The organism is Streptomyces wedmorensis (assembly GCF_000716445.1).
Classification (GTDB): Bacteria; Actinomycetota; Actinomycetes; order Streptomycetales; family Streptomycetaceae; genus Streptomyces; species Streptomyces wedmorensis.
In genome coordinates this window covers 1-26,131 of record NZ_JNWK01000004.1, presented here as the reverse complement: position 1 = coordinate 26,131, position 26,131 = coordinate 1, and the positions used below count along the sequence as shown (strand labels likewise).

General features: G+C 71.8%; 25 protein-coding genes and 1 tRNA gene. 9 read left to right on the top strand and 17 right to left on the bottom strand.

Translation table 11 applies throughout. From position 1 onward, the window contains the following. Positions 1-110: 110 nt before the first annotated feature. Complete coding sequence (locus OO54_RS03640) at positions 111-632, top strand: MarR family winged helix-turn-helix transcriptional regulator (RefSeq protein WP_033201413.1); 522 nt, start codon at positions 111-113, stop codon at positions 630-632. A gap of 604 nt (positions 633-1,236) precedes the next feature. On the opposite strand, the gene OO54_RS03630 is transcribed toward OO54_RS03640, so the two are convergent. From OO54_RS03630 to OO54_RS03605, 6 genes are all read right to left on the bottom strand, one after another. Then, positions 1,237-2,139, bottom strand: coding sequence for an LLM class flavin-dependent oxidoreductase (locus OO54_RS03630; protein WP_033201412.1), 903 nt, complete (start codon positions 2,137-2,139; stop codon positions 1,237-1,239). Positions 2,140-2,236: 97 nt separating this feature from the next. Further along, the gene (locus OO54_RS03625) at positions 2,237-2,689 is read right to left on the bottom strand and encodes a hypothetical protein (RefSeq protein WP_017240450.1); all 453 of its coding nucleotides are present in this window, start codon (positions 2,687-2,689) and stop codon (positions 2,237-2,239) included. Between the two features lie 39 nt (positions 2,690-2,728). Continuing rightward, entirely contained in the window at positions 2,729-3,286 is a 558-nt protein-coding gene (locus tag OO54_RS03620) for an RNA 2'-phosphotransferase (protein ID WP_033201544.1), read from the bottom strand. A gap of 176 nt (positions 3,287-3,462) precedes the next feature. Continuing rightward, positions 3,463-4,392, bottom strand: a complete 930-nt coding sequence (locus OO54_RS03615) for a MerR family transcriptional regulator (protein ID WP_033201543.1) — start codon at positions 4,390-4,392, stop codon at positions 3,463-3,465. Positions 4,393-4,485: 93 nt separating this feature from the next. Continuing rightward, positions 4,486-6,288, bottom strand: a complete 1,803-nt coding sequence (locus OO54_RS03610) for an SDR family oxidoreductase (protein ID WP_033201411.1) — start codon at positions 6,286-6,288, stop codon at positions 4,486-4,488. Then, the gene (locus tag OO54_RS03605) at positions 6,288-7,133 is read right to left on the bottom strand and encodes a M24 family metallopeptidase (RefSeq protein ID WP_033201410.1); all 846 of its coding nucleotides are present in this window, start codon (positions 7,131-7,133) and stop codon (positions 6,288-6,290) included. The genes OO54_RS03610 and OO54_RS03605 overlap by 1 nt, the downstream gene beginning before the upstream one ends. Before the next feature lie 250 nt (positions 7,134-7,383). On the opposite strand from OO54_RS03605, the gene OO54_RS03600 reads away from it, so the two are divergent. From OO54_RS03600 to OO54_RS03585, 4 genes are read left to right on the top strand one after another with little or no spacing between them, the layout of a single operon-like run. Then, positions 7,384-8,340 (top strand): ABC transporter ATP-binding protein, encoded by a 957-nt coding sequence (locus OO54_RS03600; RefSeq protein WP_033201409.1) that lies wholly within the window; start codon positions 7,384-7,386, stop codon positions 8,338-8,340. Then, entirely contained in the window at positions 8,337-9,239 is a 903-nt protein-coding gene (locus OO54_RS03595; protein ID WP_017240458.1) for an ABC transporter permease, read from the top strand. Before OO54_RS03600 ends, OO54_RS03595 begins: the two co-directional genes overlap by 4 nt. Continuing rightward, positions 9,236-10,147: an ABC transporter ATP-binding protein gene (locus OO54_RS03590; protein ID WP_033201408.1), complete on the top strand. Its 912-nt coding sequence runs from the start codon at positions 9,236-9,238 to the stop codon at positions 10,145-10,147. The genes OO54_RS03595 and OO54_RS03590 overlap by 4 nt, the downstream gene beginning before the upstream one ends. A 14-nt stretch (positions 10,148-10,161) precedes the next feature. Further along, entirely contained in the window at positions 10,162-10,881 is a 720-nt protein-coding gene (locus tag OO54_RS03585) for an ABC transporter permease (protein WP_033201407.1), read from the top strand. A gap of 125 nt (positions 10,882-11,006) precedes the next feature. On the opposite strand, the gene OO54_RS03580 is transcribed toward OO54_RS03585, so the two are convergent. Together OO54_RS03580 and OO54_RS03575 are read right to left on the bottom strand one after the other, a co-directional pair. After that, positions 11,007-12,272, bottom strand: a complete 1,266-nt coding sequence (locus tag OO54_RS03580) for a CynX/NimT family MFS transporter (protein WP_033201406.1) — start codon at positions 12,270-12,272, stop codon at positions 11,007-11,009. Beyond that, positions 12,269-12,949: a FadR/GntR family transcriptional regulator gene (locus OO54_RS03575; protein ID WP_033201405.1), complete on the bottom strand. Its 681-nt coding sequence runs from the start codon at positions 12,947-12,949 to the stop codon at positions 12,269-12,271. The genes OO54_RS03580 and OO54_RS03575 overlap by 4 nt, the downstream gene beginning before the upstream one ends. Positions 12,950-13,085: 136 nt before the next feature. Between OO54_RS03575 and lpdA the strand changes: the two genes are divergently transcribed. From lpdA to OO54_RS03560, 3 genes are all read left to right on the top strand, one after another. Then, positions 13,086-14,489 (top strand): dihydrolipoyl dehydrogenase, encoded by a 1,404-nt coding sequence (gene lpdA / locus OO54_RS03570; protein WP_033201404.1) that lies wholly within the window; start codon positions 13,086-13,088, stop codon positions 14,487-14,489. 35 nt (positions 14,490-14,524) lie between these two features. Then, entirely contained in the window at positions 14,525-15,187 is a 663-nt protein-coding gene (locus tag OO54_RS03565) for a rhomboid-like protein (RefSeq protein WP_033201403.1), read from the top strand. Between the two features lie 83 nt (positions 15,188-15,270). Beyond that, positions 15,271-15,355, top strand: a tRNA-Ser gene (locus OO54_RS03560). Positions 15,356-15,407: 52 nt separating this feature from the next. Here OO54_RS03560 and OO54_RS03555 read toward each other — a convergent pair. The 9 genes from OO54_RS03555 to OO54_RS03515 form a co-directional block, all read right to left on the bottom strand. Next, positions 15,408-16,214, bottom strand: coding sequence for an HAD family hydrolase (locus tag OO54_RS03555; protein ID WP_033201402.1), 807 nt, complete (start codon positions 16,212-16,214; stop codon positions 15,408-15,410). Continuing rightward, positions 16,211-17,500, bottom strand: a complete 1,290-nt coding sequence (gene serS / locus OO54_RS03550; RefSeq protein ID WP_033201401.1) for a serine--tRNA ligase — start codon at positions 17,498-17,500, stop codon at positions 16,211-16,213. The genes OO54_RS03555 and serS overlap by 4 nt, the downstream gene beginning before the upstream one ends. Positions 17,501-17,986: 486 nt before the next feature. Then, positions 17,987-18,922, bottom strand: a complete 936-nt coding sequence (pheA, locus tag OO54_RS03545) for a prephenate dehydratase (RefSeq protein WP_033201400.1) — start codon at positions 18,920-18,922, stop codon at positions 17,987-17,989. Positions 18,923-19,083: 161 nt separating this feature from the next. After that, positions 19,084-20,355, bottom strand: a complete 1,272-nt coding sequence (gene efeB, locus OO54_RS03540) for an iron uptake transporter deferrochelatase/peroxidase subunit (RefSeq protein WP_033201399.1) — start codon at positions 20,353-20,355, stop codon at positions 19,084-19,086. A gap of 5 nt (positions 20,356-20,360) precedes the next feature. Next, positions 20,361-22,367: a copper resistance protein CopC gene (locus tag OO54_RS03535; protein ID WP_033201398.1), complete on the bottom strand. Its 2,007-nt coding sequence runs from the start codon at positions 22,365-22,367 to the stop codon at positions 20,361-20,363. Between the two features lie 24 nt (positions 22,368-22,391). Next, positions 22,392-22,844: a copper chaperone PCu(A)C gene (locus OO54_RS03530; protein WP_033201397.1), complete on the bottom strand. Its 453-nt coding sequence runs from the start codon at positions 22,842-22,844 to the stop codon at positions 22,392-22,394. After that, a complete protein-coding gene (locus OO54_RS03525; RefSeq protein ID WP_200146644.1) occupies positions 22,841-23,548 on the bottom strand; it encodes an SCO family protein in 708 nt (235 codons plus the stop codon). Before OO54_RS03525 ends, OO54_RS03530 begins: the two co-directional genes overlap by 4 nt. A gap of 36 nt (positions 23,549-23,584) precedes the next feature. Next, positions 23,585-24,358, bottom strand: a complete 774-nt coding sequence (locus tag OO54_RS03520; RefSeq protein WP_234439358.1) for a YcnI family copper-binding membrane protein — start codon at positions 24,356-24,358, stop codon at positions 23,585-23,587. Between the two features lie 112 nt (positions 24,359-24,470). Beyond that, positions 24,471-25,244: a hypothetical protein gene (locus OO54_RS03515; protein ID WP_033201396.1), complete on the bottom strand. Its 774-nt coding sequence runs from the start codon at positions 25,242-25,244 to the stop codon at positions 24,471-24,473. Between the two features lie 248 nt (positions 25,245-25,492). On the opposite strand from OO54_RS03515, the gene OO54_RS03510 reads away from it, so the two are divergent. After that, positions 25,493-25,948: an ATP-binding protein gene (locus tag OO54_RS03510; RefSeq protein ID WP_033201395.1), complete on the top strand. Its 456-nt coding sequence runs from the start codon at positions 25,493-25,495 to the stop codon at positions 25,946-25,948. The last annotated feature ends 183 nt before the right edge of the window (positions 25,949-26,131 follow it).

The window sequence follows — 26,131 nt, the reverse complement described above, 5'->3', positions numbered from 1 at the left end:
GCTTCGGTCGGATGGAGTGTTTCGGTCCGGTCTGCAGACACGAGCTCTGTCCATTCTCTGAGGTGAATAGTTCACTGTGGAGAATCATTCTTGTCTCGTACCATAGCCCCGTGAGTACCGACCGGCAACCAGTCGAAGATCCCGACGCGGCCGCCGCCGCGCCCCCGCGCTTCGGCGCGTTCCTGCTCGCCCAGCTCGGCGCCCACGCGGCGGGGCGTTTCGGCGAGCGGGTCGGCGAACTCGGCCTCGCGCCGCCGGACGTCGGCCTGCTGCGGATGATCGCCATGGACCCGGGCCGCAGTCAGCGCTCCCTCGCCACCGACCTCGGCGTCGTACCGAGCCGGGTCGTCGCGCTCATCGACAACCTGGAGCAGAAGGGGTTCGTGGAACGGCGCCGCAGCGCCGAGGACCGCCGCCACCACGAGCTGTACGTCTCCGAGGAGGGGAGCCGGGTCCTCGAACGGGTCCGGGAGGTGGCCGCCGCGCACGAGGACGACCTCTTCGCCGCGCTCGACCCGGAGGACCGGGCCCGGCTCACGGAGCTCCTCGGGCGGATCGCCGGGCAGCAGGGCCTCACGCCGGGCGTCCACCCGGGCTACCGCAACCTGCCGAAGCGCCCCGGCCGGCGCTGAGCCTTCGGCGGCTGCCGCAGAGCTGCAGCACAGCCGCCGTCGACCCGCCGACCCGGCCGCCGTCGACCCGCCGACCCGGCGGCCGCCGAGCCTCGGGGTCCGCGGACATGGCCGTAAACGTCCGTTCGGTTCCGGGTTGTGCGGGGAAGACCCTCAGGAGACAGGGGAGCGGACGGCGTCTCGGAGGGGTGGGGCATGGTCGCGGGGCGGAGGTCCGACGAGTGCGAGGCCTGTGGCGCGCCGTACGGCAGGTGGATCGCGAGCCTCGGCATGGTTTTCTGCGGGACCTGCGAGCGGGCCGGCTCGGGGCATCCCGTACGGGAACCGGTACTGGTCGGGGACGTGCTGGCCGGGATGACCGGCGCCGTGACGTTCGCGGCCCGCTCCGGGAAGGCCGTAACGGAGGCGCGGAATCCGTCGTCCGGGACGTGCGACCGGTGCGGGACGGGCGCCGAGCGGCACCGGGCGGTGCGGGGGCGCAGGAACGCGAGGGAGCAGGCGGAACCCGTCGATCAGGTTCCGGACAGGACTTAGAACTCGGACGCGACGCGCCGATCAGCGGGGACTTCGGCCCGGGCTGATCGGCACGGCACGTACCGGGGGGTCAGCCCAACTGGGCCAGGGCCTCGGTGGCGATGCGCTCGAAGACGGCCTGGTCGGTGGCGAAGTCGGAGTCCGGGACCGGCCAGTGGACCACGATCTCGGTGAAGCCCAGCTCGCGGTGGCGCCCGGCGAAGTCGACGAAGGCGTCCACGGACTCCAGCGGACGGTTCCGGTCCGGCGTGAATCCGGTCAGCAGGATCTTGTCCAGCTCGGCCACGTCCCGCCCCGCCTCGGCGCACGCCTTGCCGAGCTTCTCGACCTGGCCGCCCAGCGCCGCAACCGACTGCTCCGGGGTCCCCTCCTCGTACAGCTTCGGGTCGCCGGTCGTCACCCACGCCTGCCCGTACCGGGCGGCCAGCCTCAGGCCGCGCGGCCCGGTCGCCGCCACCGCGAACGGCAGCCGCGGGCGCTGGACGCAGCCGGGGATGTTCCGGACCTCGTCCGCCGAGTAGAAGGTGCCGCGTTCCGTCACCGCGTCCTCGGTGAGCAGCCGGTCGAGCAGTGCCACGAACTCGCCGAACCGGTCCGCCCGCTCCTTCGGCGTCCACGGCTCCTGCCCGAGCGCGGTGGCGTCGAAGCCGTTGCCGCCGGCCCCGATGCCGAGCGTGATCCGGCCGGCGGAGACGTCGTCCAGTGACATCAGCTCCTTGGCGAGCGTCACGGGGTGCCGGAAGTTGGGCGAGGTCACGAGGGTGCCGAGCCGGAGCCGTTCGGTGGCCGTCGCGGCGGCGGTGAGGGTGGGCAGCGCGCCGAACCAGGGGCCGTCGCGGAAGGTCCGCCAGGACAGGTGGTCGTAGGTGTAGGCGGCGTGGAAGCCGAGGTCCTCGGCGTGCCGCCACTTCCGGCGGCCACCCTCGTGCCAGCGGTCGACGGGAAGGATGACAGTGCTCAGGCGCAGGCTCATGTCCCCGAGCCTACGGCGGTCCGCGGTCCCGGGGCCGTCTGCGCCCCCGCCCCGCCCGTGCCGCCGGCCTGCGGCGGGCCGTGGTCCTTGCGGTGGATCAGCGGACGTTCTTGTTCATCCACGGGGTGATCGAGGAGCCGGGGACGAGTTCCTTGTACGTCTCGTCGCCGGGGAGCGGCACGATCAGCCACCAGCCGGGCGGGAAGAACCGGCCCTTCACATGGGCGAGGCCGCCGTGGACGGAGCGCAGGAAGGCGGGGACGGCGTCGCGGGGCACGTCCGCGAACTCGATCCCCTCCACACTGATCTTGGCGTCGTCCTCGGGGAAGACCTGGACCGTGACCGAGGGGGAGCCGCCCAGCTCGACGTAGGCCTCGTGCGGCAGGGATCCGTCCGGGTCGAGGACGGCGAACGCGCCGGAGGAGGTACGCCGGGAGGTGCGGTCCGCGCCGATGTCGTCGGTCACCGTCATCTCCAGGTGGAACTCCCGGGCGATCTCGCGGATCGCGGTGACGGCGGCTTCGGTGCTGGGCAGATGCGGGTGTGCCATGCGGCGATCATGCCAAACGGCTCTCGCGGGGCGGCGGGGTCACTCCGTGAAGCGGAGGAACTCCGGCGGCACGGCGTCGGCCAGCCAGACGCCGTTGGCGCTGACGCGGAAGACGTGTCCGGCCCGGTGCATGGCTCCGGCGTCCACGCTCAGCACGACGGGCCGGCCTCGGCGGGCGCCGACGCGGGTCGCGGTCTCCCGGTCGGGGGAGAGGTGCACATGGTGGCGGGCCATGGGGCGCAGCCCCTCCGCCCGGATCGCGGGGAGCCGGTTCGCGACCGTACCGTGGTAGAGGTACGCGGGCGGTTCGGCGGCCGGCAGGTCCAGGTCCACCTCGACGGTGTGGCCCTGGCTGGCGCGGATGCGGGTGCCCTCGATCGCGAAGCGCTTCTTGTCGTTGGTCGCGACGACGTGGTCGAGCTCCTCGCGGCTGATCGGGAAGCCGTGCTCGGCCGCGGCCCGGAGCAGGGCGTCGATCTCGGTCCAGCCGTTTTCGTCGAGGGCGAGACCGATGCGCTCGGGCTGGTGGCGCAGATGCTTGGAGAGGTACTTCGACACCTTCACGGTGCGTCGTTCGTCCCTCGGCTGTGAGGTCATGTCGTCAGGATGCCGGAGCGCCGATCGCCGGACCATCGAATTGATCCCGCGTCGATGTGATCCCGCGTCGATGAATTGAAGCGGACATGTTTGATCCACAGCCAAGGCGACTTATCCACAGGCCAGTTGGCGATTCTGTGGACAACTCCCCTCGCATGTAGGGTGAATTGAGTAACTTAGTCCACTTGCTGGTGATTTGATGCAAGGGTGTCCAATGTCCTTTTATGGACCTCTCGTTCCGTGGCGGCGGCGACGAAGGCCGCGACGCCCTCCGACCCGACCAGGTTCTGAACTGCCCTTATCGTTTCCGCCGGCAGGGCGACCGTGCGCGGCTCCTCGCTCTGCACGTGGGGCGTCTCGGTCGACAGATGGAACTGGAGGTGCTGAGGCGCCAACAGCTGCATGGCGCGCGCCAGTTCGGCGTCGACCGTCTGCTGGGCGAGCGGCCGCAGCCGCCGCACCATCGTCGCGGCCTCGGCCGCGTCGGCGTCCGTCGGCGGCCGGTGCTCCAGATAGCGCGCGAAGACGTGCTCGGTGGTGAACTCCAGGAAGCGGGAGGCGATGTGCTCGACCTGATCGCGAAGTTCCCGCAGGTGACCGGTGATTGCCGACAGCGGCACCCCGGCCGCGTACAACTCGACCGCAACGGACAGCTCTTGCGGGCTCGGTACGAGGTACTCCTCGGTGTCCCGGTCGGACAGCGGCTCCAGGACGCCGAGTTCGACGGCCTCCCGGACGGCTTCCTCGTCCGGCGTTCCGCCGAAGCGGGCGTCCAGCTCCGCGCGGGAGATTCGGGCCGCCTCCTCGTCCGTCCACGGCCCGTTGACCTCCGCGACCAGACCGAGCACCCCGCCGAGCCCCCGGCCCGTGTCCCAGGCCTCCAGGAGCTCCTTGATCGAGGCCAGGGTGTATCCCCGGTCGAGGAGGTCGGCGATCTGCCGGAGCCGCGCGAGGTGCGCGTCCCCGTACACGTTCGACCGGCCACGCCGCTCGGGGCGGGGCAGCAGACCGCGGTCCTGGTAGGCGCGGATCGTCCGGACCGTGGCCCCGCTGAGATGGGCGAGGTCCTCGATCCGGTACTCCGGCTGTGCTGACTGCTCGGACAAACCCGCTCCCACCGACCGCTTCCCGCACCCCGTCGCCGCGGGGCCCTTGCTGGGAGGGATCGTACGACCGCACGCCCCTCCCGGCCCCACCCCCTACGCGGGCGGCTGCCAGCGGGCCAGGGCCCGCAGCGCGCCGGGGCTCAGCCGGGACAGGAAGTGGGCGCCCCGGGCCTCCGGCGTCACCGGGACCACGGCCCGGTCGTGCAGGACCGCGCCCAGGACCGCGTCCGCGACCTTCTCCGGCGGGTAGTTCCGCAGCCCGTACAGCCGGGAGGCCTTCTTCTGCCGCCGCTTCTCCTCCGCCTCGTCGGTGACCCCCGCGAACCGGGCGGTCGCGGTGATGTTGGTGTTGACGATGCCGGGGCATATCGCCGACACCCCGATGCCCTGATCGGCCAGCTCGGCACGGAGGCACTCGCTGAGCATCAGCACCGCCGCCTTCGACGTGCTGTACGCGGGAAGGGCGCGGGACGGCTGGAAGGCGGCGGCGGAGGCCGTGTTCACGATGTGGCCGCCCTGGCCGCGCGCGGTCATCTGCGCGCCGAAGAACCGGGAGCCGTGGATCACTCCCCACAGGTTGACGTCCAGGACCCGCTTCCACTCCTCGCTCGTCGTCTCGAAGAAGGAGCCGGTGAGCCCGATGCCCGCGTTGTTGACCAGGACGTCGACGATGCCGTACTCGCTCGCCACCTTGGCGGCCAGCTTCTCCATCGCCTGCTCGTCCGCGACGTCGACGGTCTCGCCCCAGGCCTCCGGGGCGCCGATCAGCCGGGCCATCTCCGCCGTGCGGACCGCGCCCTCGCCGTCCCGGTCCACCGCCACGACCCGGGCTCCGGCCTCCGCGAACGCGAAGGCGGTGGCCCGCCCGATGCCGCTGGCCGCGCCGGTGACCAGGACGAGCTGACCGCCGAACCGCTCCGCGTACTCCGGCTTCACCCCGCTCTTCGCCGTCGTCTCCGCGACCGGCTTCGGCGCCTTGGTCGCCGGCTCCTCGTTGGCCCGCACGAACTCGGCGATCCAGGCGGACAGCTGGTCGGGACGGGTGCGCGGCACCCAGTGCTTCGCGGGCAGGGTGCGCCGGGTCAGATCCGGCACCCAGGTGGCCAGGTCGTCGTAGAGCCGCTCGGAGAGGAAGGCGTCACCGGTCGGGGTGATCAGCTGCACCGGCACGTGCGCGTACGCGTCGGGGCGCGGCCGGCCGAGCCGCGCGCGGACGTTGTCCCGGTAGAGCCAGGCACCGTGCGCCGCGTCGCTCGGCAGCGAGGGCGTCGGGTAGTCGCCGGTCGGGACCTTCTCGACCCGCTCCAGGATCCTCGGCCAGCGCTTGCCGAGCGGTCCGCGCCAGGCGAGCTCGGGGAGCACGGGAGTGTGCAGCATGTACACGTACCAGGACTTGGCGCCCTGGCCGAGGAGCTGGCCGACCCGGCGCGGGGTGGGACGGGTCATCCGCCGCTTGATCCAGTGCCCGAAGTGGTCGAGCGAGGGCCCCGACATCGAGGTGAAGGAGGCGATCCGGCCTTCGGTGCGCGGGACGGTGGCGAACTCCCAGGACTGCACCGAACCCCAGTCGTGTCCGACGAGGTGGACCGGCCGGTCGGGGCTGACGGCGTCGGCGACCGCGAGGAAGTCGTCCGTCAGCTTCTCCAGGGTGAAACCGCCGCGCAGCGGGGCCGGCGCCGTCGACCGGCCGTGGCCCCGGATGTCGTACAGCACCACGTGGAACTCCTCGGCCAGCCGGGCCGCGACCTCCGACCAGACCTCCTTGGAGTCCGGGTAGCCGTGCACGAGCAGGACGGTCGGCCGGTCCGCGTCGCCGAGCTCGGCGACGCACAGCTCGATCCCGCCCGTACGGACCCAGCGCTCCCGCGCCGTGCTCAGTCCGGCGATTCCCGCCATCAGACCGCTCCCTCGTTCCAGCGCCGCACGTGCGGCAGGTCGTCGTCCAGCCAGAACGCGCTCTGCTCGGGATCCTTCGAGTCGGTGACGACGAGGATCTCCTCGAACTTCGCGCCCGTCCCCCGGAATCCGAGGTGCGGCTCGACCGCCCACAGGCCGGGCCTGGGCGGGTGGTCGGAGAACTTGTACGGCGACCAGAGCGGCGACCAGCCGTCCCGGTGGCCGTGCAGGGCGTCGCTCGCGAGCCCCTTGAGCGCCTGCGTGCCGAAGCCGAAGAGCGTCGGCGACCAGCGTCGCTCGCGCACCCGGTCGATCTTGTGGGCGATGACGCCGAAGGGGTAGGCGCGGTGCCGGTTCGCGTACCCCTGGCGGACCATGAGCCGGTCCACGTCCTCGTATATCTCGCGCAGCGTGCGGCGCTCGCGCACCTCGCGCAGGATCAGCTCGCGGTGGTTCTCGAGGTCGGCGAGGAGCTTGTCGTGCAGGGGGTTGAGGCCCAGGCAGCCGCTGTAGCCGATGTCGGCCGTGTATCCCTTGTGGACCGGGGCCATGTCGAGGATGAACGGCATCCCCGCCTCCAGCCGCCGGTCGGTCGGGAAGAACTGCAGGGGGATCTTGAAGTCGACGAAGGCGGTACGGTCCCCGAACCAGGCGAACGGCCGGTGGAACCAGTCCCGCACGCCGCGCTCGTACAGCCACTCCCGCTGCATCCGCGCGGCCTCGCGCTCGGTCACCCCGGGCTTCAGCTGCGCCGCGACGGCTTCCGCGCAGGCGTAGGAGAGCCGCTGTACTTCCCTGAACCCCCGCAGCTCCGCGGAGAGTTCCCCTGTCACTGCTGAGGCCATGCCACCCGCCGTCCCGTGTGAGCGCCCGATCGCACTACGCGTCCGTAACTTGACACCGATGAATGTGACAATGCTCGGCGGCTGCGTCAAGGGGTCGGGCACGAGGCTGTGGAAAAGACCGGCGGACGGCTGTGGAAAAAGACTTTCGTCGCGACCTCCCCTACTGGCTTGTACTCCTCTGGTCGGACAAGGATCGAGCCGTTGGGCTGACGACCGCTGTGGCGCGCGCCACTACCGTCGAAGCGTGACTGTGATCGCGACCGAAAGCCTCAGCAAGCGGTTCCCCCGGGTGACCGCGCTTGACCGGCTCTCCCTGGACATCGGGCCCGGTGTGACCGGACTCGTGGGTGCCAACGGAGCCGGCAAGTCCACCATGATCAAGATTCTGCTCGGCCTCTCCCCCGCCACGGAGGGCCACGCCGAGGTCCTGGGCCTCGACGTCCGGACCGCCGGCGCCCAGATCCGTGAGCGCGTCGGATACATGCCGGAGCACGACTGCCTCCCGCCGGACGTCTCGGCGACCGAGTTCGTCGTCCACATGGCGCGGATGTCCGGGCTGCCCGCGACCGCCGCCCGCGAGCGGACCGCCGACACCCTGCGCCACGTCGGCCTGTACGAGGAGCGCTACCGCCCCATGGGCGGCTACTCGACGGGCATGAAGCAGCGGGTGAAGCTCGCCCAGGCCCTGGTCCACGACCCGAAGCTGGTCCTCCTCGACGAGCCGACGAACGGCCTCGACCCCGTCGGCCGCGACGAGATGCTCGGACTGATCCGCCGCGTCTGGACCGACTTCGGCATCTCCGTCCTCGTCACCTCGCACCTCCTGGGCGAGCTGGAGCGCACCTGCGACCACGTCGTCGTCATCGACGGCGGACGGCTCCTCCGCTCCAGCTCCACCAGCGACTTCACCCGGATCACCGCGACGCTCGCGGTCGAGGTCACCGACTCCGACGACCACCCCGACGGCACGGCCGCGCTCCGCGAGGCCCTCGCCTCCGCCGGGGTCACGATCCACGCGGGCGTCGAGGACGGCCTGCCCGGCGCCGGCCACATCCTGCTCATGGAGGCGGCCGGCGAGGAGACGTACGACCTCGTGCGGGACACCGTCGCAGGCCTCGGCCTCGGCCTGGTCCGCATGGAGCAGCGCCGCCACCACATCGCCGAGGTCTTCAAGGCGACGGACCACGAGGAGGTGCAGGCCCGATGAGCACCGACACCTCCAAGGCCGCTCCCGACACGACCCGGATCCACAACATCGGCTACCGCTCCTACGACGGCCCGCGCCTCGGCCGGGCGTACGCGCGCCGGTCGCTGTTCTCGCAGTCGCTGCGCGGCGCGTACGGTCTGGGCCGCAGCGCCAAGTCCAAGGTGCTGCCGATGCTGCTCTTCGCGGTGATGTGCGTCCCGGCGCTGATCATCGTCGCGGTCGCGGTCGTCACCAAGCAGTCCAAGCTGTCGATCGAGTACACGCAGTACGCGCTGTTCCTCCAGGTCGTCATCAGCATCTACCTGGCCTCGCAGGCGCCCCAGTCCGTCTCCCGGGACCTCCGGTTCCGGACGGTGCCGCTGTACTTCTCCCGGCCGATCGAGCGCGTGGACTACGTCCTCGCCAAGTTCGGCGCGATGGCCTCGGCGCTCTTCGTCCTCACCGCATCACCGCTGCTGATCCTCTGGATCGGCTCGATGCTGGCGAAGATGGACTTCGTCGAGCAGAGCAAGATGTTCGGCCAGGGGCTCGTCTCGGTGGCCCTGCTCTCGCTGCTGTTCGGCGGCATAGGGCTGGTCATGGCGGCCCTCACCCCGCGCCGCGGCTTCGGTGTCGCCGCCGTGATCGCCGTCTTCACGATCTCGTACGGGGCGGTGTCCACCCTCATGGGCATCGCCTACGCCACGGAGAACGAGGGCGCCATCCAGTGGCTCGGCCTGTTCTCGCCGATGACCCTGATCGACGGTGTGCAGACCGCCTTCCTGGGCGCACCGACGGGCTTCCCCGACGGCGGGGGTCCGGGCGCCGGTGTCGGCGTGGTCTATCTGCTGGTCGTCCTCGCGCTCGTGGCCGGCTCGTACGGCATCCTGATGCGCCGCTACCGAAAGGTCGGGCTGTGACAACGCTCCACATCGACCACGTCTCCCGCTGGTTCGGCAACGTCGTGGCCGTGAACGACGTCACGATGTCGGTCGGGCCGGGCGTCACCGGTCTCCTCGGGCCCAACGGCGCGGGGAAGTCCACCCTGATCAACATGATGGGCGGCTTCCTCGACCCCTCCACCGGCTCCGTCACCCTCGACGGCCGGACGATCTGGGGGAACGAGTCGGTCTACCGCGAGATCGGTGTCGTGCCCGAGCGGGAGGCGATGTACGACTTCCTCACCGGCCGCGAATTCGTCCAGGCGAACGCGGAGTTGCAGGGCCTCGGCTCGAAGGAGGCCCAGCGGGCCCTGGCCACGGTCGAGATGGAGTACGCCCAGGACCGCAGGATCTCCACGTACAGCAAGGGCATGCGGCAGCGCGTGAAGATGGCCTCGGCCCTCGTGCACGAGCCGTCGGTGCTGCTGCTCGACGAGCCGTTCAACGGCATGGACCCGCGCCAGCGCATGCAGCTGATGGACCTGCTGCGGCGGATGGGCGCGGACGGCCGCACCGTGCTGTTCTCCTCGCACATCCTGGAGGAGGTCGAGCAGCTCGCCTCCCACATCGAGGTGATCGTGGCCGGGCGTCACGCGGCCTCCGGCGACTTCCGCAAGATCCGCCGCCTGATGACCGACCGGCCGCACCGCTACCTCGTCCGCTCCAGCGACGACCGGGCCCTCGCCGCCGCGCTGATCGCCGACCCGTCGACGGCCGGCATCGAGGTCGACCACGCGGAGGGCGGACTGCGCGTGCAGGCGGTCGACTTCGGACGGTTCACGGAGCTGCTGCCGAAGGTCGCGAAGGAGCGCGGTATCCGTCTGCTGACGGTCTCGCCCTCGGACGAGTCCCTCGAATCGGTCTTCTCGTACCTCGTCGCGGCCTGAAAGGAGCCTGACCGATGTACAACCCCACAGTCGCCCGGCTCACCTACCGGGCCCTCCTCGGCCGCCGCAGGGCGCTGATCCTCTTCCTGCTGCCAGGCATGCTGCTGCTCATCTCGGCGGCGGTCCGCGGTTTCAACGGCGCGGACGACCAGGTCGCGGCCGACGTCCTCGGCGGCTTCGCGCTGGCCACGATGGTGCCGCTGATCGGCGTGATCGCCGGCACGGGCGCGATCGGACCCGAGATCGACGACGGCTCGATCGTCTACCTGCTGTCCAAGCCGGTGAAGCGGCCCACGATCATCTTCACCAAGCTGATCGTGGCGATCGCGGTCACCATGGTCTTCTCCGCCGTCCCGACACTGATCGCCGGCTTCATCCTCAACGGCAACGGGCAGCAGGTGGCCGTCGCGTACACGGTGGCGGCCCTGGTGGCGTCCATCACGTACAGCGCGCTGTTCCTGCTGCTCGGCACGGTCAGCCGGCACGCCGTGGTGATCGGCCTGGTCTACGCCCTGGTGTGGGAGGCGCTGTTCGGCTCCCTGATCGCCGGGGCGAAGACCCTGAGCGTCCAGCAGTGGGCGCTGGCCCTCGCGGAGAAGGTCACCGGCGACGGCCTGGTCACCTCCGAGGTCGCGCTCCCGACGGCCTCGATACTCCTCATCGCGGTCACCGTCGCCGCGACCTGGTTCGCCGGCCACAAGCTGCGGACCCTGAAGCTGGCCGGCGAGGAGTAGTCACCCCGGACGGATGCGGTACGGCTCCGGGGGCGTCCCCCGCCCCCGGGAGCCCCACCCCGCGACGCCCCGCCCCCGCCCTCCCCACCCACGACCCAGTCCCGGACCGGGGACGGACCGACGGCTCACACCGTCCGGTCCCGGGCCGCGAGCAGGCCCACGGCGAGGGCCGCCGCGCAGACGCCGAGGACGCCGCAGATCGGCAGGGTCCAGGAGCCGGTGGCCTGGTGGAGGGCGCCGGCAGCCAGCGGCCCCGCCGCGGCGAGCAGATAGCCCACCGTCTGGGCCATCCCGGACAGCCGGGCGGCGGTCACCGCGTCCCCGGAGCGCAGCACGATCAGGGTCAGGGCGAGGCCCACCGCCCCGCCCTGGCCGATGCCGAGCACCGCGGACCAGAGCCAGGCGCCCTGCACGGGCGCCGTCATCAGTCCGGCGTACCCGGCCGCGACCAGCGTGGTGACCAGCACGACCAGCGGGCGCTGACTCCGCATCCGGCCGGCGAGCAGCGGCACCAGGAAGGCGCCCGCGATCTGGATGAGGTTGTTGAAGGCGAAGATCACGCCGGCGGTGGAGCGGCTCATCCCGTGGTCGGTGAACATCGTCGGCATCCAGGCGATCAGCACGTACGACCACAGCGACTGCAACCCCATGAACAGCGTGACCTGCCAGGCCAGCGCCGAGCGCCAGACCCGCACCGGGCGGGCGCCGGCGGCCGGGACGGCCCGTACCGCGTGGTCCGTACGGCCGCGGGCGATCAGCACCTGCGGCAGCCAGGCGAGGGCCGCGACCGCGGCCAGCAGCGACCAGACGCCGAGCGAGGCCTGCCAGCCGCCGCCCAGCGCCTTCTCCAACGGCACCGCGGCCGCCGCCGCCACCGTCGCACCGGCGATCATCGCGCTCGTGTAGACCGAGGTCATGGCCGCGCCCCGGTCCGGGAAGTCCCGCTTGATCAGGCCCGGCATCAGGACGTTGAGCAGGGCGATCGCGGTGCCGACGAGGATCCCGCCTCCGTACAGCGCGAACACGGACGGCAGGACGCGCACGAGGATGCCGACGCCGAGCAGGAGGAGCGCCCCGAACAGCACGCGCTCGGCACCGAGGCGGCGGCCGAGCCAGGGAGCGACCAGCGCGCCCACGCCCAGGAACAGCACGGGCACCGAGGTCACCAGCGAACTCGCCGTCGAGGAGAGCCCGAAGTCCTCGGACATCTCGCCGACCAGCGGCGCCACGCTCGCCAGCGCGACCCGCATGTTCAGCGAGGCCAGCACGATGCCGACGAGGAGAACCGCCGGGTGCGCGACCCGCGCCCGCCGGGCGGCCGCCCGCTCGTCCGGCCGCCGTACCCGGGCCTCGGGCCGGACGCCTTCCGTCGTGCGTGCCCCGGTGCTCATCGGGTCGGTTCGGCCAGGGCGGCGACCGTCTCCATCGGGACCCGCAGCAGTTCGCGGGCCTGCCGCTCGGCCGCGTCCGGGTCGCCCGCCTCGATCGCCGTCACCAGCGCGTCGTGGGCGTCGATGTCGACCGGCGGCATCTCGTGGTCGCCCAGGGCCTCCACCAGCACCTCGTGCACCTGGGCGGAGAAGAAGCGGTACACCTCGACGAAGGCGGCGTTGTGGGTCGCGCCGACGACGGCCAGGTGGAAGGCGAGGTCGGCGTCCGCGTCCCGGTCGCCCTCCTCCCGCAGGCCGGCCAGGGCCGCCCGCAGCCGCAGCAGGTCGTCGGCGTCGCGCCGGGCGGCCGCGAGCCGGGCGGCCTCGGCCTCCAGGGCGATCCGCAGTTCGAGGACGTCGGACGCGCCCGCGTGACGCACCCCGCGCAGGACGGCGGCCGGGTCGGCGGTCGACCTGACGAAGGTGCCGTTGCCCTGGCGGGACTCCAGGAGGCCGGCGTGGACGAGGACCCGGACCGCCTCGCGGACGGTGTTGCGGCCCACGCCGAGCTGCTGCGCGAGCTCGTGCTCGGTCGGGATGCGGTCGCCGACCGTCCACTCCCCGTCGGTGAGTTGCGTGCGCAGCTGGTCCACCACGGAGTCGACCAGCGAGGTGCGCCCCGCCGCCTTCAGAGCCATCGAGAATCCCCTATTCGCCCGGTTGCCCAGTCATCCTACAAGTGACCTCCCTCGCCTCTCCGGCCGGGCCGCAGCGACCGGACTACTGTGGGCCCGTACGTGCACCGAACACCCTCATCACCCTCGGGAGTCAGTCATGTCAGACCGCTTCGACGTCGTCGTACTCGGAGCTGGCCCCGGCGGCTACGTCGCCGCCATCCGCGCCGCCCAGCTGGGCAAGCGGGTCGCGGTCGTCGAGGAGAAGTACTGGGGCGGTGTCTGCCTGAACGTCGGCTGCATCCCCACCAAGGCGCTGCTGCGCAACGCCGAACTCGCCCACATCTTCAACCACGAGGCCAAGACCTTCGGCATCAAGGTCGACGGCACCGTCACGTTCGACTACGGCGACGCCTACCGCCGCAGCCGCTCGGTCGCGGACGGCCGGGTCAAGGGCGTCCACTTCCTCATGAAGAAGAACGGGATCACCGAGTTCAACGGCCGGGGCACGTTCCTCGACGCGAACACCCTCCAGGTGGCGAAGTCCGACGGCACCTCGGAGACGATCACCTTCGACAACTGCGTCATCGCGACCGGCGCCACCCCGCGTCTGCTCCCGGGCACCGCCCTCAGCGACCGCGTCGTCTCGTACGAGCAGCAGATCCTCGCCGAGGACGCCCCCAAGTCGATCGTCATCGCCGGCGCCGGCGCGATCGGCATCGAGTTCGCGTACGTCCTCAACAACTACGGCACCAAGGTCACGATCGTCGAGTTCCTCGACCGCATCGCCCCGCTGGAGGACGAAGAGGTCTCCAAGGAGCTGGCGAAGCAGTACCGCAAGCTCGGCATCGACGTCCTCACCTCGACCCGCGTCGAGGCCATCGACGAGTCCGGCCCGCAGGTCCGCGTCACCGTCACCGGCAAGGACGGCGTCCAGAAGGTCCTGGAGGCCGACAAGGTCCTCCAGGCCATCGGCTTCGCCCCGAACGTCACCGGCTACGGCCTGGAGGCCACCGGTGTCGCCCTCACCGAGCGCGGCGCGATCGACGTCGACGGCCGCTGCCGCACCTCCGTGCCGCACATCTACGCGATCGGTGACGTCACCGCCAAGCTGATGCTCGCGCACACCGCCGAGGCCATGGGCGTCATCGCGGCCGAGACCATCGGGGACGCCGAGACGATGGAGCTCGACTACCCGATGATCCCGCGCGCGACCTACTGCCAGCCGCAGATCGCCAGCTTCGGCTGGACCGAGGCGCAGGCCCGCGAGAAGGGCTTCGACGTCAAGGTCGCCAAGTTCCCGTTCGTCGCGAACGGCAAGGCGCACGGTCTGGGCGACGCCACCGGCTTCGTCAAGATCGTCGCCGACGGCACCCACGGCGAGATCATCGGCGCCCACCTGATCGGTCCGGACGTCACCGAGCTGCTGCCCGAGCTGACCCTGGCCCAGCAGTGGGACCTCACCGTCCACGAGGTCGCCCGGAACGTGCACGCGCACCCGACGCTGGGCGAGGCCGTGAAGGAAGCGATCCACGGTATTGCGGGACACATGATCAATTTCTGAGGTTTCTCCCATCGTGGGGTGATAGGCACTGAAAGGTGCCGAGCAAAACCTCCCCGGGTGGCGAACCGTCCCGGCCGATCAGGTCGTGGGTGCGTTCGTCACCCGGTACGCATGTGTGGCTGGCGGTCATCGCGCTCACCAGCCTCGTCATCGCGCTCTCCCCGGACGCGCTGGAGACGTACCTCCTCCACCGCAACAGCAGCAATCTCCACCAGCTCGCGCACCATCCGCTGCGGGCGCTGCTCGGCAGCGCGTTCTGGATCGAGGACCCCGCCGACGTCCTGCTGTACGCGCTCCTCTTCGAAGTCCTGCACGCCCCCGTGGAGCGCTGGCTCGGCACCCCGAAGTGGCTCTTCACCGTGGCGACGGCGCACATCGCGGCGACCCTGATCAGCCAGCAGGTCGTCCTGGTGGCCATCCGGCTCCACGACGTGCCGCGCAGCATGGCACACGTCGTCGACATCGGGGTCAGCTACGGCCTCGCCGCCTCGGCCGGGATCCTGACCTACCGGCTGCCGCGCCCCTGGCGCTGGCTCTACCTCGCCGCGGTGCTCGCGTTCTTCCTCGTACCGCTCGCCACCGACCGGACGTACACCGACCTCGGCCACGCGATCTCGCTGGCGATCGGGCTCGCCTGCTATCCCCTGACCCGCGGAGAAAAATCGGTCGCACTCGAACAGGGGCCCGGCGCAGACTAGTTGTACGGGGGGCACGGGGGATCCCCCGAAGGGAGCGGCCGCTTCGAGCGCGTGGACCTCGTCCGCGCGGGCCGCTCCCTCCCGGAGGATTGGCCGAGTGGTAAGGCAGCGGCTTGCTAAGCCGTAGTCGGGGGAGACCCCGCGCGCGTTCGATCCGCGCATCCTCCGCCGAGCACGACGAAGGCCACCCCGCGGGGTGGCCTTCGAGGGTTCCGGAGGGTCAGGCGCTCAGCAGGCGCTCCAGGACGAGCGCGATGCCGTCCTCCTCGTTGGAGGCCGTCACCTCGTCCGCCACCACCCGCAGTTCCTCGTGCGCGTTGCCCATGGCCACGCCGTGGGCCGCCCAGCCGAACATCGGGATGTCGTTCGGCATGTCGCCGAAGGCGATCGTCTCCGCGGCCTTCACGCCGAGACGGCGGGCGGCCAGCGACAGCCCGGTCGCCTTGCTGAGGCCGAGCGGGAGGATCTCCACGATGCCGGGGCCGGCCATCACGACGTCGACGAGCCCGCCGACGGTCTCGCGGGCGGCCCGGGTCAGCTCGTCGTCGGTCAGCGTCGGGTGCTGGATGTACAGCTTGGTCAGCGGCGCCGACCACAGCTCCGCCGGGTCCTCGTACGGCACGTACGGCAGGGGACCTTCCTGGGCCTTGTAGCCCGGGCCCATCAGGACCTCGCCGTCCAGACCGTCACGGCTCGCGGCGAGGGCCAGCGGGCCCACCTCGGCCTCGATCTTGGAGAGGGCCAGTCCCGCGAGCTGCCGGTCCAGGGTCAGCGAGGTCAGCAGCCGGTGCTCGCCGGCGTGGTAGACCTGCGCGCCCTGCCCGCACACCGCGATCCCCTCGTAGCCGAGGTCGTCGAGGATGTGCCGGGTCCAGGGCACCGCCCGGCCGGTGACCACGATGTGCGCGGCGCCCGCCGCCGTCGCGGCGGCGAGCGCGTTCCGCGTGCGGTCCGAGACGGACTCGTCGGAACGCAGCAGCGTGCCGTCGAGGTCCGTCGCGACCAGGCGGTAGGGGAACGGGCTCACTTGGAGATCGGCTCCAGGACCTCGCGTCCGCCGAGGTACGGCCGCAGGACCTCGGGCACCCGCACCGAACCGTCGGCGAGCTGGTGGTTCTCCAGGATCGCCACGATCGTGCGCGGTACGGCGCACAGCGTGCCGTTCAGGGTGGCCAGCGGCTGCACGGTCTTCTTGCCGCCCTGCTCGTCGCGCATGCGGACGGAGAGCCGGCGGGCCTGGAAGCTGTCGCAGTTCGACGCGGAGGTCAGCTCGCGGTACTTGCCCTGCGTCGGGATCCACGCCTCGCAGTCGAACTTGCGGGAGGCCGAGGCGCCGAGGTCGCCGGTGGCGACGTCGATCACCTGGAAGGGCAGATCGAGGCTGGTCAGCCACTGCTTCTCCCACTCCAGGAGCCGCTTGTGCTCGGCCTCGGCGTCCTCCGGCGCGACGTACGAGAACATCTCGACCTTGTCGAACTGGTGGACGCGGAAGATGCCCCGGGTGTCCTTGCCGTACGTGCCGGCCTCGCGGCGGAAGCAGGGCGAGAAGCCCGCGTACCGCAGCGGCAGCTTGTCGGCCTCGATGATCTCGTCCATGTGGTACGCGGCGAGGGGCACCTCGGACGTGCCGACGAGGTAGTAGTCGTCCTTCTCCAGGTGGTACACGTTCTCCGCGGCCTGGCCGAGGAAACCGGTGCCCTCCATGGCGCGCGGACGGACCAGCGCGGGGGTCAGCATGGGGATGAAGCCGGCCTCGGTGGCCTGGGCGATCGCCGCGTTGACCAGGGCCAGCTCAAGCAGGGCGCCGACGCCGGTCAGGTAGTAGAAGCGCGAGCCGGAGACCTTGGCGCCCCGCTCGACGTCGATGGCGCCGAGCGCCTCGCCCAGCTCCAGGTGGTCCTTGGGCTCGAAGCCCTCGGCCGCGAAGTCGCGGATGGTGCCGTGCGTCTCGAGGACGACGAAGTCCTCCTCGCCGCCGACCGGGACGTCCGTGTGGACGATGTTCCCGAGCTGGAGCAGGAGCTGCTTGGCCGTCTCGTCGGCCTCGTTCTGCTCGGCCTCGGCGGCCTTGACGTCGATCTTGAGCTGCTCGGCCTTCTGGAGGAGCCCGGCGCGCTCCTCGGGGGTGGCCTTGGGGATCAGCTTGCCGAGCGCCTTCTGCTCGGATCGGAGCTCGTCGAAGCGGACGCCGGACGACCTGCGCCGTTCATCGGCGGAGAGCAGGGCGTCGACGAGCGCGACGTCCTCTCCACGGGCGCGCTGGGAGGCGCGAACACGGTCGGGGTCCTCACGGAGCAGGCGAAGGTCAATCACCCCACCAGGCTACCGGTGCGCGTTCACGTGACCCCACCGGATAAGGTCGCGCGTGTTGTTTTGCCCGAATTGAGACTCGTGAAAATGCCGGATCCCCAGGGCTCGCATTCACTTATCCACAGGCTGTGCGGAAGATCTGTGGACTACGGGCGACGGCGCGTGGATTTCCGTGGTCGCTCCTGGGAATTCCGTGATCAAACACCATTTGCCCACTCATTTGGGTGGGAATTGCTCGCTCTAAAGAGTTGATCGGGCGAGGGGTGCTGACGTGGGCGTCGTCCGGGAGCTGTGGACGGACGGCAGAAAAAGGGGAGTCGTCAGGGTGATTTGTCGACCTTGTCGGAGCGAGGTGTCGACTTGTCCCCAGGTTGGACGAGACGCCTGTGGATAACCTCTGTGGGTAACCGAAAAGTATGCAGGTAGGACTAGTGGTTCGTACCTGTGGACGACCGCCCACGGTGGCGGGAGCGGTCGGTCAGTATCGGGTCAGGCCCGACCGTCCTGGGCCCTCGCCAACCAATCGGAGGCCGCCGTGAACGCCTGGTCCGAAGTCCCCCGCCGCAGCGGCGGCACGTCCTCGACCGCGACACCCGCCCTCGGGTACGAGCCGAGGAAGCGCACCTGGGGGCAGATCCGCTTGAGCCCCATCAGCGCCTCGCCCACCCGACGGTCCGAGATATGGCCCTCGGCGTCCACGGCGAAGCAGTAGTTGCCGATCCCGGCCCCCGTGGGACGGGACTGGATCAGCATCAGGTTCACCCCGCGCACCGCGAACTCCTGGAGCAGCTCGAGGAGGGCACCCGGATGATCGTCACCCAGCCACAGCACCACCGAGGTCTTGTCGGCACCCGTCGGGGCCGCCGGCCGGGCCGGCCGGCCCACCAGCACGAAGCGGGTCTCCGCGTTCTCCGCGTCGTGGATCTCGGTGACCAGCGCCTCGAGACCGTACGTCGCCGCCGCGAACTCCCCGGCGAAGGCGGCGTCGAAGCGGCCCTCCTGCACCAGCCGGGCACCGTCCGCGTTGGAGGCGGCCGACTCCCACACCGCCTCCGGCAGGTGCTTCCGGAGCCAGTTCCGCACCTGCGGCTGGGCCACAGGGTGCCCCGTCACCGTCTTGATCTCCGAGAGCTTGGTGCCGGGCCGCACCAGCAGCGCGAAGGCGATCGGAAGGAGCACCTCGCGGTAGATCATCAACGGCTCGCCGGAGGCCAGCTCGTCCAGGGTCGCGGTCACCCCGCCCTCGACCGAGTTCTCGATCGGGACGAGCGCTGCGGCGGCCTCCCCGTTCCGTACGGCGTCGAGCGCGGCCGGGACGGAGACCATCGGGACGAGCTCCCGCGTCGCCGCCTCGGGCAGCGTACGGAGGGCGGCCTCCGTGAAGGTGCCCTCGGGGCCGAGATACGTGAACCGGGTGGCGGACATACCGTCACCCTAATGGTCGCCGGAGACGCGGGCCGCCCTCTCGAACGGACTCCCGCCGGTCCGGCCGGTGGTGCCGGTCCGGCCGGTGACGCCCGTTCCGCCGGTCGGCCCGGGCACGCAGCCGCCCAGGGCTCCGGTCCGGCCTCCGGGCGCGTGCCCGCTCAGGCCTCCAGGAGCCGCTGGCCCACGTACTCGCCCTCGGCGGGGCCGCCGGGCACCGCGAAGAGGCCGCTCGCCTCGTGCCGGATGAAGGCGGACAGGGCGTCTCCCCGGTCGAGCTTGCGCTGCACCGGGACGAAGCCCCTCAGCGGGTCGGCCTGCCAGCAGACGAAGAGGAGTCCGGCGTCCGGGGTCCCGTCCGGGCCGATCCCGTCGTGGAAGGAGAACGGCCGGCGCAGCATCGCCGCCCCGCCGTTCTGTTCGGGGGCGGAGATCCGGGAGTGGGCGTTGTCGGGGATCACCGTCTTCCCGTCGGGTCCGAGCTTGTTCAGGTCGAGCTCGGTGGTCTCGGTGCCGCCGCTGAGCGGGGCCCCGTCGGACTTCCGCCGTCCGATGACCTTCTCCTGCCGGTCCTGCGGCAGCTTCTCCCAGTCGTCGAGCAGCATCCGGATCCGCCGCACCACCGCGTACGAGCCGCCCGCCATCCACTCCTCCGCGCCGCTCGCCCCGGCCGGGACGAAGATCCGCCGGTCGAAGTCGGGATCGGTGGGCTTCGGGTTGCCGGTGCCGTCGACCTGGCCCATGAGGTTGCGGGCGGTCATCGGCTTCGCGGTGGCGCCGGCCGAGCGGTTGAAGCCGTTCATCTGCCAGCGGACGCGGGCCGCGTCACCCGCGTCCTTCTGCAGGGCGCGCAGCGCGTGGAACGCGACGAGGGCGTCGTCGGCACCGATCTGCACCCACAGATCGCCCTCCGAGCGCCGGGCGTCGAGGGCGTCGGCGGAGAAGGCCGGCAGCGGGTCGAGCGCGGTGGGGCGGCGCGAGGCGAGCCCGGTGCGGTCGAAGAACGTCCGGCCGAAGCCGAAGGTGACCGTGAGGGAGGAGGGACCCGCGTCGAGCGCGATGCCCGTGTCCCCGGCCGGCGCCTTGCCCGCCATCAGTGTCTTCGCCGTGGCCGACCAGCGGCGCAGCAGCGCGGCGGCCTCCTTGCGGCCGGCGCCGGGGGCGAGGTCGAACGCGACCAGATGGCCGCGCGCCTGGAGGGGGGTGGTGATGCCGGCCTGATGCCTCCCGTGGAACGCGACCTCGGTCGCGCCGACGGTGGTCAGCGCCTGGGCGCCGCCCGAGCCGGAGCCGCCGGAGCCGTCGTCGCCGGAGACGGCCGAGGAGACGCCGACGCCGCCGGCCGCGCCGATGACGAGCCCGGCCGCGCCCGCCGCGCCGACGGTGCCGAGGAGGCGCCGACGGGAGATCTCAAGGTTGTCGCTGTCGGTCACGTCGCTCAGCCGATCTTCACGTTCTTGTCGATGGTGGTCTGGTCGATGTCGGAGGTACGGACGGTGACCTGGATCTTCCAGTCGCCCGGCATCGGGATCTGGACGCCGCTCGCGCTCCAGTGCCCGGTCTGGATCCGGTCGGGGGCGACGGGCAGCGGGCCGACGTCCTTCGCCTCCAGGGTGAGGGCGACCTTGATCTCCGGGACGTCCAGCGGCTTGCCGTTGGGGCGCTCGACGAAGATGTGGAGCGCGTTGGCGCCGGTGCGCCCGGGGTCGAGGCTGAGCCGGACGACGCCCTTGCCGTCCACGCCCCCGGTGTCGAACGGCAGCCGGATGTCGACGGGCCGGTCGGGCACCGCGGCCGGGCCGGAGGAGGCGGTGCCGGCCCGCCCGGCCTCCTCCTCGGTGCGGCCGGGTTCGGTGGAGGTGAGGATCGTGGTCACGGCGAGCAGCACGACGGCGACGGCGGCCTCGGTCAGCACCGACCGGCGCAGACCGGCCCGCTCGGGATCGGCGTCCCGCTCCCGCTTCCGCCGCGCGGTCGCGACGGCGGCCCGCTGCCGCGCCAGCTGAGCGGCCCGCTCGGGGTCGGCCTCCGCCTCCGGCTCGACCGCGCCCGCGCCCTCGGTCTCCGGCTCGACCGCGCCCGCGCCCTCCGTCTCCGGCTCGACCGCGCCCGCGCCCGCGCCCTCGTCCTCCGGTTCCGGCTTCGCCTCCGCCGCGAGCGCGCCCGAGGCCTCCGGCTCATCGGCGGCCGTGGCCGCCGGTGCCGGGTCGGCCAGGCGTCGGGTCCAGCGGCGGGAGATCCAGGCGATGCCGACGAGGACGGCGACGAGGCCGACCTTGACGAGGAGCAGCTGGCCGTAGCGGGTGCCGGTGAGGGCGGACCAGGAGCCGACCTGGCGCCAGGACTGGTAGAGCCCGGTGGCCGCGAGGACGGTCACGGAGCCGAGGGCGACCGTCGAGAAGCGCGCGACCGCCCGGCGGTCGAGGGACGGTGCCCGGTACAGGGCGACGAGGAGGACGGTGAGGCCGCCGAGCCAGGCGGCGACGGCGAGGAGGTGCAGGATGTCGACCGGCATGGCGATGCCGGGCTGGATGCCGGTCGAGGCGTGCTCGGCCAGCGCCCAGGTGCCGGCGATGCCCGCGGCGACGACGGTGCCGCCGAGGCCGAGGCCGAAGGCGAGGTCCTTCTTCTCCTTCGGGTCGGTCCGCCGGGCGTAGGCGCCGAAGAGGACGGCCACGAAGAGGGCGGCCGCGCCGAGCAGGAGCAGCCGGGAGGTGAGCGCGGCCCCGGTCTTGGTCTCCAGGACGGCCTTCAGGCCGGCCAGGTCGAAGGCGTCGGAGAGCTCGCCGGAACCGGTGTACGGGTTGCGCAGGAGCAGCAGCGCCAGGGTGGCTCCCGTGAGGGTCAGCCAGCCCCGTACGACCGTCTGCTGGACGGGCCGGACGCTCGCGCCGCGCGGCCAGCAGGCCAGGACGAAGGCGCCGCCGCCGACGAGGACGGCGAACCCGGCGTAGGAGAGGTAGCGCGCGATGCCGTAGAGGACGCCGACGATTCCGCCGCCGGGGGTCCGGTCGGGCAGGGCGACGGAGGTGGTGGAGGGGGCGCCGATGGAGAAGGTGAAGGCGCCTGCGATGGGGTGGCTGTCGGCCGAGACGGTCTGCCAGGCGACGGTGTAGGTGCCGTCGGGCAGTCCGGCGCGGAGCCCCACCCCGTAGCGGACGACGGATCCGCTGCACAGGTCCCGGATCTCTCCGGTGTCGGCCCGCCGGCCCGCCGGGTCGAGGACCCGGATCGAGTCGGGGCTCATGGCCACCTGTTCGGAGAAGGTGAGGTTGACCTCCTTGGGGGCGGTGGCGACCACCGCCCCGTCCTTCGGGTCGCTTCCGGTCAGCGCCGCGTGCGCGGAGGCGGGGGCGGCGCCGGCGAGGAGCGTGCCGAGCAGCGCGGCCGCCAGGACGAGCAGCCGGGCCAGGGCGGTACCGAGGCGCGGGGCGGTGGTTGTCATCTCTGTGTCACTCCGTCAACGAGCTCAGTGCTGCTGCGGGTTGTGGTTGGGCGCCTCGACGGGAACGTCGACCTTGATGGGGTCGGCCTTCTCGAAGTGGAGCTCGATGCTGACCTTGTCGCCCTGCTTCGGCTTCGACTTCAGTTCCATGAACATGATGTGGTTGCCGCCGCGTTCGAGCCTCAGCTCCCCGTTGGCGGGGATGTCGAAGGACGTCACCTCCCGCATCTTCTGGTCCTTCGTCTCGTGGATCGTGACGTCGTCGGAGAGCGGGCTGGTGACGGAGGTGAGCTTGTCCGCCGTGTCGCCGTCGTTCTTGATCGTGAGGAAGCCGCCGGCCATGTCCATCACGGGCTGGGGGATGAACGCGCCGCTGACCTCCAGGTGGGGCTTGTCGTCGGAGGACGAGCACCCGGTCAGCGCGAGCGAGGCGGCGAGCGCCACGGCGGCGGTCAGGGCGGTGGTGCGGCGGTTCACGGGTTCTCCCCCTTGATGATCTTCGGCAGGTCCTTGGCGTAGTCGTCGATGCTCGCGTCCTCGCCGTACAGGACGTAGCCCTGGTCGGTCGTGGGCGAGAAGGCGATCACCTGGGCCCCGTGCATGGAGACGACGTTGCCGTTCTCCACCTTCGGCGGGTCGATGCCGATGCCGATCTGCCGGGCTCCCGCCTGGATGGCGGAGAAGTCGCCGGTGAGACCGGTGAAGGAGGGGTCGCCGGCGGCGGGCAGCCACTTGGCGAGCTCGGCGGAGGTGTCCCGCTGGGGGTCGGTGGTGACGAAGACGACCTGGAGCTTGTCCTGGTCGGCCTTGGGGAGCTGCTTCTTGGCGATGGCGATGTTGCTCATCGTCATGGGGCAGACGTCGGGGCAGTGGGTGTAGCCGAAGTAGATGAGGGTCGGCTTGCCCTTGGTGCGCTCGCGCAGGTCGTACTTCTCGCCCTTGGTGTCGGTGAGGACGAGGTCGGGCTTGGTGAACGGCCGGTCGAGGACGGTGGCGGCCTTGGCGGAGTCGGTTCCGCCGGAGACCTCGGCGACCGGCCCGGAGGCCTTGTCGTCGTTGCCGCCGAGACCGACGGCCGCGGTCAGGCCGATCGCCGCGGCGATCGCGACGGCCGCGATGACCAGCGGGGTGCGCCGCCCGGGACGGGGCGCGTCCGTCCCGGGCGTCTTCTCTTCAGACATGGTGGTTCTTTCGGTTCTCGGGTGGGGGGGGCGGCGTCAGGCCGAGCGGCGGCGGCCGGCGAGGATGCCGAAGGCGACGCCGGCGACACCGACGAGGATGCCGACGACGCCGAGGACGCGGGCCGTGGTGTCGGTCGAGGAGGGCGCGGAGGCGGTCTCCTCGTGGCCGCCGGCCTTGTCGTCGTGCCCGCCCTTCGCGTCCGTGGTGGCGGTGGGCTTGGCGGCGCCGCCGTGGTGGTCGGCGGACGCGGCGGACAGCTTGAGGACGGGGGCCGGGTTCTGCGGCTCGTCCGCGCCCTCCTTCGCCTCCTCGATCCAGCGCACGACCTCCTTGTTGTCGTACGTCTGGATCGCCTTGAGCACGAGCTGGTCGGTGTCCTCGGGCAGCCGGCCGAGCGAGAGCGGGAACTGCTGGAACTCGCCGGGGCCGATCTTCGAGCCGGCGGAGGTCCAGGTCACCTTGGAGACGGCCTCGTTGATCGTCTTCCCGTGCAGCTCCAGCGGCTTGGCGAGCTTGCTCTTGGTCACCACGGCCTTCCAGCCGGGGACGGGCTGCGGCATCACGGAGGCCAGCGGGTGGTCGAGCGGGAAGTTGACCTCCAGCTTCACGGTGGAGGCGTTGTCGCGCTCGTTCGGGACCTTGACGTTGACGGTCGCGTAGCCGCCCTTGGCGGCCTCGCCCTGCGGCTGCACGCTGACGTGCGCGAAGGCCGTACCGGAGAGCAGGACGACGGAGGAGAGGGCGATGCCGCCGGCGAGGGCGACACGGGCGGCGGACACACGGCCGGCGGTGAGACGGGAAACGGTCATGGCAGAGGACACTCCAGCTCGGAGGAAGACGGGTGGGTCCGGCATGCCGGGGGCGAGGGCCCCGCACAGGCGTGCGGACGTGCGCGGCCCCGCTCCTGGTGAGCGGTCCGCGTCAGGCTGCGAGGACGCAGTCGGCGGCCGGCGGGCCGCGCCTGATCACCGTGTTCCTGAGCGCCTCGGCCACGGGCGGCGGCGAGGAGTCCCCCGCGGTGCGGACGACCGGCCGCGGCCCCGTGCGCGGGTCCGTCGGCAGTCCGGCGAGCAGGGTCCGTACGAGGCGGAGCGCGGCCCGCAGCGAGCGCACGAGCGCGCACTCGGCCAGTTCCGCCGCGCCCTGCTCGGAGAGCTCGACGAGCCGGCGCAGGGCGCGGTCGCCGCGGCGCAGCAGCCAGCCCGTGGCCAGGGCGGCGAGCAGGTGTCCGAGCAGCATGGGCAGGCCGGGCAGCAGCTGCCCGGCGGGTGCGGCGGCCGCGTGTGCCAGGTGCGGGTGCGCGCCGGCCGGGTCGATTCCGGCGTCGGCGAGGATCCGGGTGGCCTCGGCGGGGCTGAGGGACGCGGGTCCCGCTCCGCAGACGAGCCGGGCGGCCGTCCGTACGAGGACGTCGTCGGCCTCGGGGCTCAGCGCGAGCCGGCGCTGTCCGAGGCCGAAGAGGACGTGCAGGCCGAGCTGCCCGCCGGCGAGGGCGCCGACGACGAAGCCGAGGGAGCGCTCGCGTCCGGTGAAGAGGACGGTGATCCCGAAGACGCCGAGGAAGCCGGCGAGGAGGGTCCACAGGGCGATTCCCGCGCAGGCGGCGAGGGCGTGGCCCAGCGCGGACAGCACGACGCAGACCGCGGTGAAGACCGCGGCCCTCAGCAGCCGTGGAGCGAGCGCGGGGGCAGTCATGGCGGGCCCATCATCGCACCAGCGGCCTCACCGTCATGAGGCAGGTCCGGAAGGTCGTTCTTGGGCCTCTTCGGGGTGACATACGGGGGTCTTCCCGGGGACGGGACCGGGTTCTCGGGCGGGGCATACACCGGCGCCCGGCCGGTCGCATCCGCCGGACGAGTGCTCTTGGCTCGTTCGCGCGCTTACGAAGGGTTCCGTCAGGCAATAGGTATCGGTATGTCGAGCCGCTGCCGGGAGGCTGGAGCATGAGCATCTGGTGGTCACTCCATCTGCGGCGCGAGGCCGCGAGCGTGCCCCTCGCCCGGCGGCTCCTGCTGGGCACGATGGAGACGGCGGGCGTCGATCCGGACGTGTCCTACGACCTGTCGGTCGCGCTGACCGAGGCCTGTGCGAACGCGGTCGAGCACGGCGGCGGCGGCACCGGCGTGCCGGGCGGGGCGCTCTCGGAGGCGTACCGGGTGACGGCGTACCTGGACGGCGAGACCTGCCGCATCGAGGTCGCCGACGCGGGGCCGGGCTTTCCGGGCGCCGGGGTGCCGCGGGAGCCGTCGGACGACGCCGAGCACGGCCGCGGGCTGCGGCTGATCGAGGAGCTCGCCGACCACGTCCAGTTCGGCAACCGCTCGGGCCGGGGCGGCGCGGTGGTCAGCTTCGACAAGATCCTGAAGTGGCGGGACAGCCCGTCGCTCCTCATGGCGTGACGCACGGGGAAGGGCCCCCGCCGGTCGGTCGGCGGGGGCCCTTCGGTTCCAACGTACGCGGAAGTCAGCCCTTCAGCGCGGCCATCCACGCCTCGACCTCGTCGGAGCGGCGCGGCAGCGCCTCCGACAGGTTCCGGTTGCCGTCCTCGGTGACGAGGATGTCGTCCTCGATCCGGACGCCGA